Annotated in this window: 16 protein-coding genes; 9 read left to right on the forward strand and 7 right to left on the reverse strand. The window is 62.0% G+C overall.

Going from position 1 to position 15,658, the window contains the following annotated elements:
- Positions 1 to 65: 65 nt before the first annotated feature.
- From E8K79_RS18655 to E8K79_RS18685, 7 genes are all read right to left on the reverse strand, one after another.
- A complete protein-coding gene (locus E8K79_RS18655) occupies positions 66 to 974 on the reverse strand; it encodes a type II secretion system F family protein (protein ID WP_136516063.1) in 909 nt (302 codons plus the stop codon).
- A gap of 9 nt (positions 975 to 983) precedes the next feature.
- Positions 984 to 1,943, reverse strand: coding sequence for a type II secretion system F family protein (locus E8K79_RS18660; RefSeq protein WP_136516064.1), 960 nt, complete (start codon positions 1,941 to 1,943; stop codon positions 984 to 986).
- A 15-nt stretch (positions 1,944 to 1,958) separates the two neighbouring features.
- The gene (locus E8K79_RS18665; protein WP_136516065.1) at positions 1,959 to 3,266 is read right to left on the reverse strand and encodes a CpaF family protein; all 1,308 of its coding nucleotides are present in this window, start codon (positions 3,264 to 3,266) and stop codon (positions 1,959 to 1,961) included.
- 52 nt (positions 3,267 to 3,318) lie between these two features.
- A complete protein-coding gene (locus E8K79_RS18670; protein ID WP_136516066.1) occupies positions 3,319 to 4,440 on the reverse strand; it encodes a nucleotide-binding protein in 1,122 nt (373 codons plus the stop codon).
- 58 nt (positions 4,441 to 4,498) lie between these two features.
- Positions 4,499 to 5,821, reverse strand: a complete 1,323-nt coding sequence (locus E8K79_RS18675; protein WP_136516067.1) for a type II and III secretion system protein family protein — start codon at positions 5,819 to 5,821, stop codon at positions 4,499 to 4,501.
- A gap of 44 nt (positions 5,822 to 5,865) precedes the next feature.
- On the reverse strand, positions 5,866 to 6,726 hold the full coding sequence (gene cpaB / locus E8K79_RS18680; RefSeq protein WP_136516068.1) for a Flp pilus assembly protein CpaB: 861 nt from the start codon (positions 6,724 to 6,726) through the stop codon (positions 5,866 to 5,868).
- A gap of 134 nt (positions 6,727 to 6,860) precedes the next feature.
- Positions 6,861 to 7,049 (reverse strand): Flp family type IVb pilin, encoded by a 189-nt coding sequence (locus E8K79_RS18685; RefSeq protein WP_198419477.1) that lies wholly within the window; start codon positions 7,047 to 7,049, stop codon positions 6,861 to 6,863.
- A 427-nt stretch (positions 7,050 to 7,476) separates the two neighbouring features.
- Between E8K79_RS18685 and E8K79_RS18690 the strand changes: the two genes are divergently transcribed.
- The 9 genes from E8K79_RS18690 (at position 7,477) to E8K79_RS18730 (ending at position 15,534) form a co-directional block, all read left to right on the forward strand.
- A complete protein-coding gene (locus tag E8K79_RS18690; RefSeq protein WP_135872464.1) occupies positions 7,477 to 7,968 on the forward strand; it encodes a TadE/TadG family type IV pilus assembly protein in 492 nt (163 codons plus the stop codon).
- Positions 7,968 to 8,486, forward strand: coding sequence for a TadE/TadG family type IV pilus assembly protein (locus tag E8K79_RS18695; protein WP_136516069.1), 519 nt, complete (start codon positions 7,968 to 7,970; stop codon positions 8,484 to 8,486). Before E8K79_RS18690 ends, E8K79_RS18695 begins: the two co-directional genes overlap by 1 nt.
- A gap of 15 nt (positions 8,487 to 8,501) precedes the next feature.
- Complete coding sequence (locus tag E8K79_RS18700) at positions 8,502 to 9,812, forward strand: pilus assembly protein TadG-related protein (RefSeq protein ID WP_136516070.1); 1,311 nt, start codon at positions 8,502 to 8,504, stop codon at positions 9,810 to 9,812.
- Positions 9,813 to 9,838: 26 nt separating this feature from the next.
- Positions 9,839 to 10,552, forward strand: a complete 714-nt coding sequence (locus tag E8K79_RS18705; RefSeq protein WP_136516071.1) for a Crp/Fnr family transcriptional regulator — start codon at positions 9,839 to 9,841, stop codon at positions 10,550 to 10,552.
- A 129-nt stretch (positions 10,553 to 10,681) separates the two neighbouring features.
- On the forward strand, positions 10,682 to 11,815 hold the full coding sequence (locus E8K79_RS18710) for a sugar transferase (RefSeq protein WP_136516072.1): 1,134 nt from the start codon (positions 10,682 to 10,684) through the stop codon (positions 11,813 to 11,815).
- 25 nt (positions 11,816 to 11,840) lie between these two features.
- Positions 11,841 to 12,866, forward strand: a complete 1,026-nt coding sequence (locus tag E8K79_RS18715; RefSeq protein ID WP_136516073.1) for a Gfo/Idh/MocA family protein — start codon at positions 11,841 to 11,843, stop codon at positions 12,864 to 12,866.
- A 41-nt stretch (positions 12,867 to 12,907) separates the two neighbouring features.
- Positions 12,908 to 13,435, forward strand: a complete 528-nt coding sequence (locus E8K79_RS18720) for an acyltransferase (RefSeq protein ID WP_136516074.1) — start codon at positions 12,908 to 12,910, stop codon at positions 13,433 to 13,435.
- The gene (locus tag E8K79_RS18725; RefSeq protein ID WP_136516075.1) at positions 13,398 to 14,507 is read left to right on the forward strand and encodes a DegT/DnrJ/EryC1/StrS family aminotransferase; all 1,110 of its coding nucleotides are present in this window, start codon (positions 13,398 to 13,400) and stop codon (positions 14,505 to 14,507) included. The genes E8K79_RS18720 and E8K79_RS18725 overlap by 38 nt, the downstream gene beginning before the upstream one ends.
- Positions 14,497 to 15,534, forward strand: coding sequence for a lipid II:glycine glycyltransferase FemX (locus E8K79_RS18730; protein ID WP_136516076.1), 1,038 nt, complete (start codon positions 14,497 to 14,499; stop codon positions 15,532 to 15,534). The genes E8K79_RS18725 and E8K79_RS18730 overlap by 11 nt, the downstream gene beginning before the upstream one ends.
- The last annotated feature ends 124 nt before the right edge of the window (positions 15,535 to 15,658 follow it).

Raw genomic sequence — 15,658 nt, forward strand, 5'->3', positions numbered from 1 at the left:
ATCGATCTTCATGCGCCTCACCTCCTTCAGGGTGGGATTGGGCTCCGGTTTCGCGCACCGTGCGCTTACTTGAACACCTTTGCTATCTGCATCACGGCCGGTCCGAGTACGACCACCAGCAGCGCCGGGAAAATGGCGAAGACAAGCGGGAAGATGAGCTTTACTGTTGTCTTCGCCGCCTCCTCCTCCGCCATCTGACGCCGCCTGGTCCTGAGGTCGTCGGAAAAGGTGCGCAGCGCCTGGCCGAGCCCGGTGCCGAACCGCTCGGTCTGGGCGAGCATGGTGGCGAAGGACCTAAGGTCATCCACCATGGTCCGCAACGCCATGTCCTTGAGGGCCTCCATGCGGGGTTTGCCGGCGCGGGTTTCCATGGTCACCTGCCGGATCTCCGCGGTGAGCGGGTTGTTGTCGAACTGCGGGGTCTCTGAGGCCCTAAGCAGCGCCGCGTCCATGCTGAGCCCCGCCTCAACGCAAAGGGTTACCAGGTCGAGCAGGTCGGGCAGGGCGTGGAATATCGCCTCCTGGCGGTGCTTCACCCGTCGCTTTAGCCATAAGCTGGGCAGGAGGTATCCGCAAACGGTCAATGCGGAGGTGATGAGCAAGGTGTTGGCGCTGAAATAGTCTTGGCCGGGGGCGGCCGCCAGGAGCAGGTAGGGAAGCGGTAGTAATAAGGCGAGCAGCAGCTTGCTCCCGATGAAGGCATGCAGGGTGTCCCTGCGCAGTCCGGCCGCAACCAGCGCCTTGCGATAACGGGAGTTCTCTTCCTTTGGGAGCTTCACCCGTTCACCGATGCGGCTCAGTTTCCCGGCCCAAGCGCCCGATGCGGACTCCCTGGCAGCTCCCGGCTTATGCCCCGCCGGGAAAAAAGCGGAGAGACGCTGGGCGACGGTGCTCCGCCGGGTGAGGACGCCGTACAGGGCGGCACACAGAAAAAGCGCGGTGCAGAACACGGTGAAGGAGATGAGGTAGAGCATGGTGCACCTCTAGATGCGGATGTTGATGATCTTCCTGATGACGGCAAGCCCGACGAGCTTCAGCAGCGCCGCGAGCAACAGGATGATCAGACCGGTCGGCTCTTTCAAAAGCGCCGACTCGTACTCGGGACTGGTGCTGTTGAAGACCAGGAAGGCGATCAGGGGGAGGGCTCCCAGTACGTAGCCCGACATCCTCCCCTGTGCGGTGTAGACCCTTACCTGACGTCTGATCTTCAGCCGCTCCCGTATGGTGCCGGCGAGTTTGTCCAGAAGCTCGGCGAGGTTGCCGCCGATCTCGGCGTTGATGGTCACCATGGTGGTGAAGAACCTGAGGTCGGGGCTTTCCACCCGTTCGTTCATCGCGGTGAGGGCATCCACCATCCTAAGCCCGAGCTGCTGTTGCTCGTGCGCCGTCCTGAAGAGGGGGCCGACCGGAGGGGGGATTTCCTCGGCCACGAGCTGCACCGCGACGGCGAGGGAGTGCCCGGCGCGTAGCGAGCGGGCGATCATGGTAAGCGCGTCGGGTAAAAGCTCGGTGAAGCGTTCGCGCCGGCGCGAGATCCTCAAGCGAAGCGCGATCTCCATGGTGCCGATGACGGCCGCTGCCGCCGCTGCTGCGGGTGCCGCCTGTCCGGTCACGAGCGCCGTTGCCGCTCCCGCGACGACCACGGTCAGGGCACTTGCCGCAAGTACCGAAGCGGGCGGGATTGACATCCCCGCAAGCTCAAGCCTTTTGACGATGCTGCGCGCGAGTGGCGTACCGGTCACGAGGGCTCCGGCACGGCGGGCCTGCTCGGTGAGGCGTGCCTGCAGTTCCGGAGGGAGCTCCCGGTCCGTCCCTGCCAGTTGCTGTAGCCGCCTTTTCAGCTCGGTGCGTGGCGATGCGCTTCGCTGCACGAGGTAGAGGCAGGCGGCGCCGAAGGAGAAGAGGGCTGTGAGGAAAACGAAGGTGACGATGGGGATGAGCATGACCGTCTCCTGGGGCTAGAACATGGCCTGGGGGAGCTCGATGCCGAAAAGCCGGAACCGTTCGGCGAAGAGGGGACGGACGCCGGTGGTGACGAACTCCCCGACGACCCTTCCCTCCCGGTCGATCCCCTGCTGCTGGAAGACCATCACGTCGTGCATTACGATGGTGTTCCCCTCCATCCCGGTGATCTCCGAGAGCTTCATCACCTTACGGGTGCCGTCAGAGAAGCGCACGAGCTGCAGCACGAGGTTCAGGGCCGAGGCGAGCTGTTCCTTCACGGCCCGCTCGGGAAGCTCGACGCCTGACATGAGCACCATGGTTTCCAGCCGGGAGAGGGCGTCCCGGGGCGTGTTCGAGTGGACGGTGGAGAGTGAGCCGTCGTGCCCGGTGTTCATCGCCTGCAAAAGGTCGAGCGCCTCGGCGCCGCGCACCTCGCCGATGATGATTCGGTCCGGCCGCATCCTGAGGGCGTTACGCAAAAGGTCGCGCGAGGTCACCTCGCCCCGTCCCTCGAGGTTCGGCAGCCTCGTCTCCAGGCGCACCACGTGTTCCTGCTTGAGCTTCAGCTCGGCCGAGTCCTCGATGGTTACCACGCGCTCGCCTTCCGGGATGAAGGCGGAGAGGACGTTCAAAAGGGTGGTCTTCCCGGTCCCGGTCCCGCCCGAGACGAGGATGTTGAGGCGCGTCTGCACCGCCGCCTCGAGAAGCTGCGCCATGCGCTCGTCGACCGTTTCCAGCTGTACCAGGTCTTTCATGGTGAGGGGGTCGCGGCCGAAGCGGCGGATAGAGAGGACCGGTCCGTCCAGGGCGAGCGGGGGGATGATGGCGTTCACCCGGGAGCCGTCGGGAAGCCTCGCGTCGACGTAGGGGGAGGATTCGTCGATGCGCCTTCCCACCTTTGAGACGATGCGCTCTATGATCTGCATCAGGTGCGCGTTGTCCCGGAAGCGTACCGGTGTCCGAAAGAGCCTTCCCTCCCGCTCGATGTAGACGCTGGAGCTGTTGTTGACGAGGATGTCGGAGATCCTGTCGTCGGCGAGCAGAGGCTCGAGCGGCCCGAGGCCGAAGGTTTCGTGCTGGATTTCACGGACCAGCCGGTCCCGCTCCTTCTGGTTCAGGGGGATCCCCTCCCCGGTGATGAGCGTCTCGATGATGCCGCGGATCTGCTCCGTCATCTCGCAGCTTCTCATCAGGTCCATCTTAGCGAGGTCGATGGTATCGATCAGGCGCCGGTGGATGCGGGTTTTCATCTCCTTCAACTGATCGTCATCCGCCATGACGGCGTCTTCGCCTGCCTTCCTAAGCGGGTCGTCCAACAGCATAGCTCCCCCCTTTCGGCACCCTAGCCGCGTTCAGGCGCTAGAGCCCGGCGCCCTAGCGCCTGACGCGCTCGGCTAGCCCCTTTATCGCCCTGCTGACCGGTGACTTTGGCAGCAGCTTGACGACCGGGATCCCTTTGTTTATCGAGGCGACCACGTCGCCGTACTCGTTGGGGATGGCCTGGAACACCGGGATGCCCAGTACCTTTTCAGCGTCTTTGAGCTGGATGTCCGCCCTTGGGAGGTACCGGTTGATGACGAGCTTCACTCGGTCGCTTCCCAGCCCCCTCGCCTCCATGGCGGCTATGTAGCGCTTGGTGTGTTTGAGGGCGGGGAGGCTCAGGGTCGTGGTGAAGAGGATGAGGTTGGCGCTGGAAAGGATGGAGGAGTTGCAGCCGGCCAAAAGCCCCACCGCATCGACCACGACATAGGAGAAGATCCCGCGCAATAGTTCCAGCACGCGCTGCACCTGCTCGGGTGTGATGGAGACCGCCTCGTCCACCTCCAGCGGTTCGGTGAGGATGTAGGGGCCGGAGCTGTGGCGCGTCATCACCCCCATGAGGAACTCGGCGTCGAGGCGCTCCATGTTGCTCGTGACGCTGCTAAGGGTGTAGGCGGGGTTCACGTTCAGGAAGGTGCTGACGTCGCCGGCCTCCAGGTTCAAGTCCACCATGGCGACTTTGGCGCCGTCCTCGGCTAGCGCCGCGGCGAGGTTGACCGCGATGGTGGTGGTCCCCATGCCCCCGATCGGGTTGTAGACGACGATGATCTCCCCTGCTGGGGTCGCCTGGGGGGCGACCGGGAAAAGCAGGCGCCCTACCTTCCGCATGGACTGGTCCAGTTCCTCGGGTGCTATGGGGCGCAGCAGGTATTCCACCGCACCGGCGCGCATGAGCGCCATAAACCCCTCGACGCTCTTCTCGGCCGAACAGGCGATGACCGAGGCCCTAGGGAACCGCGCGGTGATGGCGCGGATGTCCCGGATCCCCTTCTCGACCGTCCCGACCCCGAGGAACACGACGTTTGGGACCCCCTTGGAAAGCGAGGTCTCCCTCGTGGCATGCTCGACGGTTCCCGCGACGGTGATCGCGTCGGCGTACATCTTCAAGGAAGACTGGAGCGCCTCTCGGGCCGCGCTGTCCTCGTCGATGATGGCAATGGAAAACTCGGCAGTCATCTTGAGCCCCTTCACCGGGCCTTCCCCGGTGTCACATGTCCGCAACCGGCCACCGCCGCTAGTGTGTCTTAGGTATCCAGTCGAACTCCCGTTTTTCTCCCGGTTTCACCCGGTCCGTGGGGAGCACGGTGGCCTCCCCCGGAGGCGTAGGTTGCACGATCTTAGGCGTGATGAAGAATACGAGGTCTTTTTCTCTCATCTCCTTGTCCGTGGCCCGAAACAGTGCGCCGAGGATCGGGATGTCCCCAAGGAGCGGAATCTTTGACATGTTCCTCACCTGTTCTTCCTGAAGCAGCCCCGCGAGGACCAGGCTCTCCCCCTCGCGCAGCTCGACGCTGGTGCGTACGTCACGCGTGTCGATGATGGGGTAGCCATTCACGGCGAGCGTTCCGGCGATGCTGCTCACCTCGGCCGGGTCGATCTTCAGGTTGATGAGACCGCTTGGCAGCACCTCGGGTTTGAACCTCAGCTTCACCCCGACCGTTTCGAAGACGATGGAGGTGGTGGCGGTCCCGCCGGTACTCACCACTACGTTGTACGGGATCTTGCTCCCTGCCAGGAAATCCCCTTCCTGTCCGCTCTTCACCAGGAGGTTCGGCTCGGCGAGGATCTTTGCGAGCCCCTTGCTGCTAAGCGCCTGCAGCACCGCCCCGATACCGGCCGGGAAGTAGGAGACCCCGACGGTGAACGGGTCCAGAGGGTCGAACGAGGTGAGTGCTGGGACCGAGCCGGCTATCCCCTTGAGCCCCGCGGAGGAACTCGTGCTGCTTGGTGCCGCGATGAGGTTCAAGAACCCCTCGGCGCTGGTCCCTTTGACCATGGCACTGATGCCTAACTGCTTGAGCGAGGTGCGATCCACCTGCGCCACCTTGACCTGTAGCAGCACCTGCGCGGGAGGCTCGACGGTGAGGTGGTTCAGCACCTTTGGTGCGTACGCCTTCGCGATCTCCTCCGCCCTCTTCAGGGTGGCTTCGCTGGCAACGCTCCCGGAGAGGACAAGAGTGTCCCGGGCAAACTGCACGTTGATGTCGTCGTCGGGAGCCCACTCCTCAAGGAGCGACTCGATACCTTCCCGGTCCCCGACCACGCTCACGTCGAAGAAGATGGGCTTGTCGCTGTTTTGCTCCCACACGACCAGGTTGGTGTTGCCGATCTTCTTGCCGTTGATGAGGATCTGGTTGCGTCGCGGGGGATCGGGGACGTCGATGATGTCGCGGTCGGTGATGGTGATATAGGTTGCCGGCTGCTTCAGCGTCAGCACAACCCCCTTGTTGACGATCACCGTGGTCGGGACCCCGGCCGAGGCCGCTTGGGGGGGGAGTGTTGCCATCAGCAGTGTCACGGCAAACGCAAGGCTTTTAAGGGCGCGGAGAAACGTCATGGGTCACCTCGTCCGATGCGGAAGCGGTCATTTTATCGGCACTTTTACTCGGGGTATTGTCGTGAAGACTTCTCTGATCCCCTGACGATCACCAGGGTGTAGGAGGCCCCCAGCGTCGGCTTTGCCTCCCGTTTCGGGCGTGTCAAGGGGGCGCGGTTTGCCACCGGTTGCGGCGTGCGGGCGGCCTGCACCCCGAGAAGCCTGGATACGGTGATCCCACGGGAGGCAACAGGGGCGCTGTCGGAGATGTTTCGAAGCAGCAGCTGCAGTGACCCCTTGCTCGCAGAAAGCACCAGCTTTTCCGAATCCTCCGGCGTTAGGTCGAGGGTGACGGTCGGCACCACCACGGGCTTTCCCCCCTTCTGGTCGGTGATCTGGCCGGTGGCAAGCACGGGGGCATTCTCGAGGACGATTCTACTGATGCTGTCTCTTTCGTTTTCCGGCAGGGGCATGGTCACGACGACGTCGACCCGGTCGCTCGGGGTGAGAAACCCCGCGACCCCCGCTACTTCATTAACAGCGACGGTGACGGCGCGGTGCCCCTGCGGCACCACGTAGGTCATGAAACCGCTCCCGGGGGCGCCGGAGCAGGGCTTTAGTTTCGCCTCGGTGACGGCGTCGCCGCCGTTGATCGGTCGAACCGCCACCCGGTTCACCAGGGGCTCCGGCTCACGGCTGCTTCCGGGGGGGATGCTGTCTTTGGGCCAGCTCGTTACCTTAAGCTGCGCCTCCTTGATTGTGGACCCGACCGGGATGTCCGTCGCGGCGACGACGATCCTTTGCGGTTGGACCGCCTTGAAGGTAGCCATTTCCTTTTGCAGGTAGGTGTAGGAGAGCCAGGCCGCGGCCACGGCGAACAGCAAAGCGAATACCGAGACCACTGCGACAGTGTTTGGGCGGGTCATACGTTTCCTCCTCGTTCACGTGCGCCGGCAGCCACATGCGGGGGTGCTGGATCAGAGGGGAGGCGCCCTTAAGAAGGCGATGCCAGGGGCCACCTGCGGCGGAGTGCGCGCGCAGGTGGCCCCACGGAGCCGTTTCAGCGGGCACTCAGGTTGGTGTTGACGTCCGTGAACACGGTGCTGGTCGTTCTGCCGAGGGTTCTCACCGCAACCATCACTACGATCGCGATGAGCACCAGTATCAGAGCGTACTCGACCAACCCCTGCCCACTGATGCTTTTGAACAGACACTTCATCTTGCTTGATACTTTCGCTTTTACAGACATGTTGACCTCCCTTTTCGTGGCTGCTGTTGGAGTATCTACCACCCGGACTTCAGTACAACATCGCGGTGATGTTGTTTGCACAACTGATTTGATTGGATGCAGTACCGGTGATGATTCCTAGTTGTTCTGATTCAAACAGTTATTTCAACTCAGGATATGTGTGGTCATGCGGGTTGTTAGTGATCATGACTCGTAACAATCATTAAATTTTGCTGGAAATTAAAAAACTTTAAAATACTACGACGGCGGAACGATTGTGCAAGCGATTTTTTTAGGGGCCCGAGGAATTCCGGGTGGCCTCTCTCCGTTAATTGAGGATGGCCCTTTTTTGCCTTCCGGCCGGCTTGAAATTGGAGGTCTCTAACCTATACTGGTGCCTGTTTTGTCCGGAGGGTGCCGGCAATCGCGGCGCGCAAGGAGCTTTCTTATGCGGAACGATAAAAGGGGGCAGGCGTTGGTGGAGCTCGCGCTGGTGGTTGTGATCGTTTCCCTGCTGGGGTTCGCGGTCATCGATCTGGGGTGGATTTTTTACGCAAACCTCACCATGCAGCACGCGGTAAGAGAGGGGGCGCGGCTCGCCGTTACTGGCTCCAGCGATGGGGCACCCTCGCGCAGGGCGGCTCTTATCGCCAAGATTAGGGAACAGTCCATGGGGCTCTACGACCGCAACCTCCATAACCCGAAGGACCCGAAGGTGAGCGTGCTTCCCCGTGATGTCCTGGCCTTTGCCAACTACACCGGTGCCCCGGTCGAAGATGGGGGAGACCCCGGTGAGCCGAACCGGCTCATCATGGTAAGCCTCACCTATACCTGTCCGCTGCTGACGCCGGTCCTCAGGCCGGTCTTCGGCCCTACCTACACCTTCACCGCTAGATCAACCATGAGAAACGAGGACTTCCCCCTTAAGGAGGGGAAATAATGAGGCCCGGGGGGAGCTGGAACCGGGCGCGTGGTCAGGCCTGCGTCGAGCTTGCCCTGCTGCTGCTCGTTTTCGGGCTGGTGCTGCTGGCGATCTACGATTTCTCCTGCGCTATCCGCGCCAACACCGTGATATCAAACGTGAGCCGCGAGGGGGCCAACCTCGCTGCCCGCCCCGCTCCGGGGACGCTACCGGATCTGCAGGGGATCATGGATCTCCTGGCGGCCACCGCCCAGCCGCTGGACATGGCGCAAAGGGGGATGATGTACATCACCGAGGTGCAGGGGGACACCATCCAGGCGCAGGAGGCGTGGAATAAAGGGGCCCTGAGGGTCGACAGCAGGATTGGAACCTACACGCCGGGTGGGGCGCACCCACAGGCGTTGGGCCTGGACGCGCTGAAGCTGGGGAACGGGGAGAGGGTTTTCGTCGTGGAGGTTTTCTACGAGTACCGGAGTCTTTTTTCCGGGAGCATGGTGACGCTGGACAAGCAGTTCTACGCGAGGACCGTCTTCTGACGGTACGGAGGGGACATGAAAGAGCCTGCAGGCAGGGAGAAGGGGCAGGTGCTCGTCGCGTTCGTCCTCACAGCGACGTTTCTCCTGGCGATGATCGGGCTGGCCATAGACGTCGGCATGGCCTACCTGGTGAAGACGAAATTGAGAGCGGCGGTCGACGCCGCAGCGCTCGCCGCCGGTAAGGTGGCCCCCCAGGGGGAGGTGACTGCTGGTGCGGAAGCCGCCAGGTTCTTTGCCGCTAACTACCCTGATGGCCTTTTGGGCGCACAGGTTGTCGCTCCGACCACTGTCGTCACGGAAGAGGACCAATCCTGGCACGTAACGGTGAGCGCCACGGCGATGCTCCCCTCGTACTTCGCCAAGGCGGTGGGGACGAGGCAATTCGTAGTCAGCGCGAGTGCAACTACGACGCTTTCCCCCGTGGACCTGGTACTCGTGCTGGCAACCCCGGAAAGACCGGGCGACCAGGCGCTAGAGGCGGCAAAAGCCGCGGCAGGCAGGTTTCTGGGAAACTTCAACCCTGAGTCAGACCGCGTCGGCTTGATCCGTTTTGCAAACGGGGTCGAGGCACGGGACGAGTTCAGGATCAGGGAAAAACGCGGTTTCGACCTGAGAAGGATGCAGGATTATCTCGCCGGTCCGGAAGCACGGGAGCCGGGGTACGCTGTGGTGGAGGAAGCGCTCCGGGTTGCCAAGGCGCAACTGGACTCCTTGCCGAAGCCCAGGCAATCGAAGCGGCGCATCATCGTCCTCTTTGCCGCCGGCGCGCCCAACGGCATGGTCGCTCGCTTCGAAACCGGCACAGGGGAGGCTGTAGGAGCCCTTTCCTCACAGGACGGCGGCCTCTACCCGCTCTACCAAAGGGACGAGGTGAGCTCGCCGCTGCGGCGCTCGGCCCTGTCCCTGAACACGCTACCAGAGATGGACTGGAGCGGGACCGTGCTCGTTAAAAGCTTCAACGCAGCGCGGGAGCTTCTCACCGTGGCGAACAGCTTCGATGAGCAAAAGTGCAACGTCGACCGCGCGGCGCGCAACATGGCCGAGAACGTGGCCGACGCGGCGCGCGGCGAATCGGGTTTGCAGGGGTACCCGATCACCATCCACGTCATCGGGCGCGGCTCCAAGCTCAGCGAGATCGAGGCTGCCTGCCCGTCGTACGGCAACAACGAAAAGGGGGAGAACATCATGAGGCGGCTGGCGAACGTGAACGGGGTGGATACCTACAACGCGAACCAGCCAAGCGGCACATACTTTTCGGCGGAGCCGGAAGAGTTCGACGCGGCCTTTCGCAAGGTCGCCACTTCGGTGCTGCGCCTGTCAAGGTGAGATCATCACCCATCTGGGGGTGCACGTTGAAGAAATCGGGAACGGAAGGGGAATTGACCGGCCACGCGAGACTGCTCAGGTCGATCGCGCTGTTCTCGCACCTGGACGAGGGGGAGTTCGACGAGGTGCAGCGCAGGATCCTCGAGAAGAAGTTCCACAAAAACCAGATCGTCCTTCTCGAAGAGGACACCGCCAACTTCATGTATGTCGTTTTCAGCGGGAAGGTCCGCGTGGTCCACCTCGGGGGAGAGGGGACAGAGCGCATCCTTGCCTTGCACAAGCGCGGCGACGTCTTCGGGGAGATGGCGCTCCTCGACGCGAAGACCGCGCCGGCCACGGTGATCGCCATGGAGGACACTGAGATAGGGCTTATCTCTAAGGAAACCTTCGACACCTTCTTCCTCGGCAACGATAAGGTCCTGCTCCAGTTGGTCGCGATGCTTTGTCAGCGCCTGCGCGAGGCGCAGCTGGTACTGAAGGCGATCACCCTGCCGGATGCGGAGCAGAGGCTGCGCTCCATACTGAACCACCTGAGCCTGCTGCACGGCGTGCCGGACTCCCGCGGCGTGGTGATCGCCCTTCGACTCACCCACAAGGAGCTGGCGGGTTACACGTCGGTATCCCGGGAGACGGTGACGAGGCTTTTGCAGCGGCTGACGCAGGAGGGGGATCTGGAGATGTTGCAGAACCGGACCATCCTGCTGAAGCCCGGGTTCAAGCGCAAGATGCAGTTCCTGTAGCCCAGCGACGGGCGCCTTGACATGGTGAAGCGCCTCACTATACTTGCACGGTTGGAAAAAATTAATGATACCGGTTGGACGCTGTCATTGAAACTGCACCGGCTGTATCTGGTTCTTTCGGAGCTGCACATGGACGGTCAATGGACAAAAAAACTTTCCTGGTGGCGCATGCTGTGCGAGCGCCGCGCAGGTAGTACAGACTGCTTCGGTCACGGCTTTCATGACGTTGAGAGCTTCCGCCAAAAGCTCAGCCAGGAACGAAAACGCGCTGAAAGAGCGGGTAAGCCGCTTCTTGTCATGGTGGTGACTGCCGGAGGCGGCTTTGACGATGACCCCGCCGCATTCCTTGGCCGGCTGGCCAAGGAGCTTCCCGGCTGCCTGAGGGAGACCGACATCTGCGGGGCACTGGAGGGGAGGGCGGCCGGCGCGATCCTAGCCGAGGTGGCCGCGGACAAAGTGAAAGAGGCGGAGCGGTGCGTCGGCAACAAGGTGATCGGGATGCTGCGTAGCTGCTTCGGCGAGGAGGCGGCGAGTCGCATGGTGGTCACCTTCAGGCTTTACCCCGAATCGGGGGGGGACGGCGCCGCCTTCGACCTGCTCTTTTTCCCGGAGGTAAACGCTACCGCCATGGCCAAGACGCCCGGGGCGCTCGCCAAGCGGGCCCTCGACCTGGTCGGAAGCCTCACGGCGTTACTGCTGCTGAGCCCTATCTTTCTCCTGGCCCCCCTCGCCATCAGGCTCGGTTCGGAGGGGCCTGTCTTCTTCGTCCAGGAGCGCTATGGGCTGAACGGTGCCCGGTTCAAGCTGTTGAAGTTCAGAAGCATGCACGTGAACCGGGACGACGCCATCCACCGGGAGTTCGTGAAGGAACTGATCGAGGGGAGGATCGATGCCGGCGAGGACACCGTGTACAAGATCACCAGCGATCCCCGTGTAACCGGCGTCGGCAGGTTTCTGAGGGCGTACAGCCTGGACGAACTGCCGCAGCTTTTCAACGTGCTGAAGGGGGAGATGTCTCTGGTAGGGCCGCGGCCGCCGATCCACTACGAGGTCGAGAACTATCGCGGCTGGCAGCGCAACCGCCTGATCGGGAAAAAACCCGGCATCACCGGCGCCTGGCAGGTAAGCGGCAGAAGCTCGACGAATTTCGATGAGATGGTGCGGCTCGACCTTCGGTATCTAAGGAACTGGAACGTGCTGCTGGACTTGAAGATCCTCCTCATGACCCCCATGGCCGTACTGAGGTGCAGGGGGGCTTACTAGCGCTTCAACATTCAGGGTGGGAGCTATGATCAACGTCGGCATAGTAGGATTCGGCTATTGGGGGCCCAACGTCGCACGGAACTTCAACACGACCCCGGGCGCCAGGGTCGTCGCCATAAGCGATGCGGACGAGAAGTCCCTGCTGCGGGCAGCCGCAAGCTATCCCGGAGTCCGGACTGAGCGCGAATGCGACAGGCTTCTTAGTGCCAAGGATATCGACGTCGTGGCGGTCGTTACACCCGTTTCGTCGCACTTCGAGATCGCCCGCAAGGCGCTCGCGAACGGGAAGCACATCTTCATCGAAAAACCGTTCACGGCCTCGGTAGCCGAGGCGGAAAAGCTTATCGAGCTCGCCGAGCGCAGAAACCTGAAGATCATGGTGGATCACACCTTTCTCTTCACCGGCGCGGTGAAGAAGATCAAGGAGTTGATCGACGACGGTATCCTCGGGGACCTCTACTACTTTGATTCGATAAGGGTGAACCTCGGGCTCTTCCAGAAGGACGTGAACGTGGTGTGGGATCTCGCCCCGCATGACCTTTCCATCATGGACCATCTCCTGCGTATGGAGCCCATCGCGGTGACCGCCACCGGCATCGCACACTTCAGAAACGACCTCGAGGACGTAGCCTACATCACCATCTACTTCCCCGGCAACGTCATCGCGCACCTGAACGTGAACTGGCTGTCGCCGGTAAAGATCAGGACGACCTTGATCGGCGGACAGAAGAAGATGCTGGTCTGGAACGACCTGGTGAGTGACGAGAAGATACGTGTTTACGATAAAGGGGTGGACGGCCTTGACAGCCTTAACATGGAGTCCAAGGAGAAGGCGTATGGGCTGCGGCTCAGCTACCGCAGCGGCGACATGTGGGCCCCGCGCGTTACCCAGGTCGAGGCGCTGCAGGGCGAAACATCCTATTTCATAGATTGCATAAACAACAACGTCACCCCGAAAAACGACGGCCACGCCGGGTTGCGGGTGGTCCGCATCCTCGAGGCGATCAAGAAGTCGTTAGCCGGCGGTGGCGTGCTCGTGCGGCTAAACTGACGGGAAGGAGTCGGCGCCCGCACCCTGGAAAGGAGAACGCTATGGTGGAAAATTTCGCGGCAGTGGCACCTGACGTAAAGCTCGGGCAGAACGTGAAACTTGGGAAGTTCATCAACCTCTACGGCTGCACCATCGGTGACAACTCGAAGATTGGCGCCTTCGTGGAGATCCAGAAGAACGCCGAGATCGGCAAGAACTGCAAGATATCGAGCCACAGCTTTATCTGTGAAGGGATTGAGATCGAGGAGAATGTCTTCATCGGTCACAACGTGACCTTCATCAACGACCTTTATCCCAAGGCCACCACAGCTTCGGGGGAACTGCAACTGGAATCGGACTGGAGCGTGGTCAAAACCGTGATCAGGAAAAACGCCTCCATAGGTTCCAGCTCAACAATCCTGTGCGGCGTAACGGTGGGCGAAAATGCCATCGTCGGCGCCGGCAGCGTCGTCACGAAGAACGTGGAGCCTTACAGCATAGTCGCCGGAAATCCGGCCCGGGTGTTGCGGTACATCCCGAAGGAGAACTCAGATGAAAGTGCCATTTCTCAATCTCAAAGCCCAGTATGACGCCATAGCGGATGAGGTGCAGCAGTCGATAGGCGAGGTCATGGCCAACTGCGCCTTCTCCGGAGGCCCCTATGTCGAAAAGTTCGAGGAGGAGTTCGCCGCCTTCTGCGGGAGCAGGTACGCGGCGGGGGTGGGTAGCGGCACTGAGGCACTTTGGCTTGTGCTGCTAGGCCTCGGCATCGGAGCGGGGGACGAGGTCATCACGGTCCCGAACAGCTTCATCGCTACGGCGGAAGCAATCACCCTGTGCGGCGCGACCCCTGTTTTCGTCGACATCGACCAGAAAAGCTACACCATGGATCCGGCCCTATTGGAGAATGCCATCACCACGAGGACAAAGGCCGTCATCCCGGTGCACCTCTACGGCCAGACCGCGGACATGGATCCGATCTTAGCCATCGCCGACCGGCACGGCCTCGCGGTCATCGAGGATGCCTGCCAGGCCCACGGTGCCGAGTACAAGGGGCGGCGCGCGGGCTCCTTGGGGCATGCCGCCTGCTTCAGCTTCTACCCCGGCAAGAACCTCGGCGCATACGGCGAGGCCGGTGGGGTGGTCACCGCCGACGAACAGCTCGCGCGCCGGATCAGGATGCTGCGCGACCACGGCCAGTCGCGCAAGTACTACCACAAAGTGATCGGGATGAACGGCCGCATGGACGGCATCCAGGGCGCGGTGCTGAGCGTCAAGCTGAAGTACCTGGAAGGGTGGAACGCCAGGCGCCGCGACCACGCCCAGTGGTACCGCAAGGACCTTTCGGGGATCACGGCGGTAAAAACGCCGCAGGAGATGGATTACGCCCGTCACGTCTATCACGTCTTTGCAGTTAGGACCCCGAACCGGGAACAGATGAAAGAAGCGCTCCACGCAAGCGGCATAGAGTGCGGCGTGCACTACCCGGTTCCCATCCACCTGCAGGAGGCTTACAGCGCAAGCGGAAAGGCTCCGGGGAGCTTTCCCTTTGCCGAGTGCTGTGCCGCTGAACTGCTGTCGCTACCCATGTTCCCTGAGCTGACGGAACACCAGATTCAATACATCTGCCAAGAAGTAAGGCGGATCAGTGATGCACCTTAACGATCTCCACGTTATCGATCCCCGCAGTGATGATGTATATGACACATGGGTCGGCAGCCGTCGGGCGAGCACCGTGTTCCACTGTTCCGCGTGGGCGCGGCTGCTCGCCGATTCCTACCGCTTTCGTCCCGCCTACCTGCTTTTGAACAATGCATGGGAGGTTGCCGCGTGTCTTCCCTTGATGGAGGTGGACAGCCTCATCACGGGAAGACGCGGCGTCTCCCTCTGTTTTTCCGATACTTGCGGCGCAGTGGCCGACAGGCAGGAGGAGTTCCAGGCGCTTTTGCAGGCCGCACTGGCCCACGGCAGAAAGCGGAAGTGGCGCTATCTCGAGTTCAGGGGGGAGCGCTTCCTGGAGGGTGAGGTGGCAAGCCGATGCTTCGTGAATCATACCCTTGCCCTTTGCCGGGATACCGACGAGATGTTCGCGAGGGTGAGAAAGAGCACGGCGAGGGGGATCAGGAAGGCGCTTAAGGAAGGGGTGCGTGTCCAGTTCCATCTGGACCTTGCAGGCGTTCTGACCTACTACAAGCTGCACTGCCTGACAAGGAAACGTCAGGGGGTCCCCCCACAGCCCAGGAGCTACTTCGTCAACCTGCATCGGCATCTGATCGGCAGAGGGCTCGGGTTCGCCGCCCTCGCCTATCATGCAGGGACCGCCGTCGCCGGGGCCATCTGCCTTCACTATGGCAGTAACGCCATCTACAAGTACGGTGCCTCGGACGAGAGGTACCAGGGGCTGCGCGCCAACAACCTGCTTTTCTGGGAGATGATCATCAGATGTGCGCAAAAAGGCTTCGACAACCTGAGCCTTGGCCGGACCGATCCGGACAACAGCGGCCTGATTCACTTCAAGGACGGCTGGGGCGGGGTCAGGAGCGAACTCAGGTACCACCGCTATGATTTCCGCAAGGGGGGCTTTTGCGGGCCGGACGCCGAGGGGTGGAACTACAGCGCACTCTTGAAGAAGCTGCCGGGGGGGATGCTGAGGGCCCTTGGAGAGCTCGGTTACCGGCACATGGGATGATGCTTCCCCGCGGCGTTGATGTGCTCCCCTCCCCGGTAAGAGGATCAGTGCAGGACAAACGGGAAAAGTGAAGGGGCAGTGGTCGTGACCGCTGCCCCTTCTATGTTGCGCCGCTATTCCCGTC

Source organism: Geomonas edaphica (assembly GCF_004917075.1).
In the GTDB taxonomy this organism is placed as follows: Bacteria; Desulfobacterota; Desulfuromonadia; order Geobacterales; family Geobacteraceae; genus Geomonas; species Geomonas edaphica.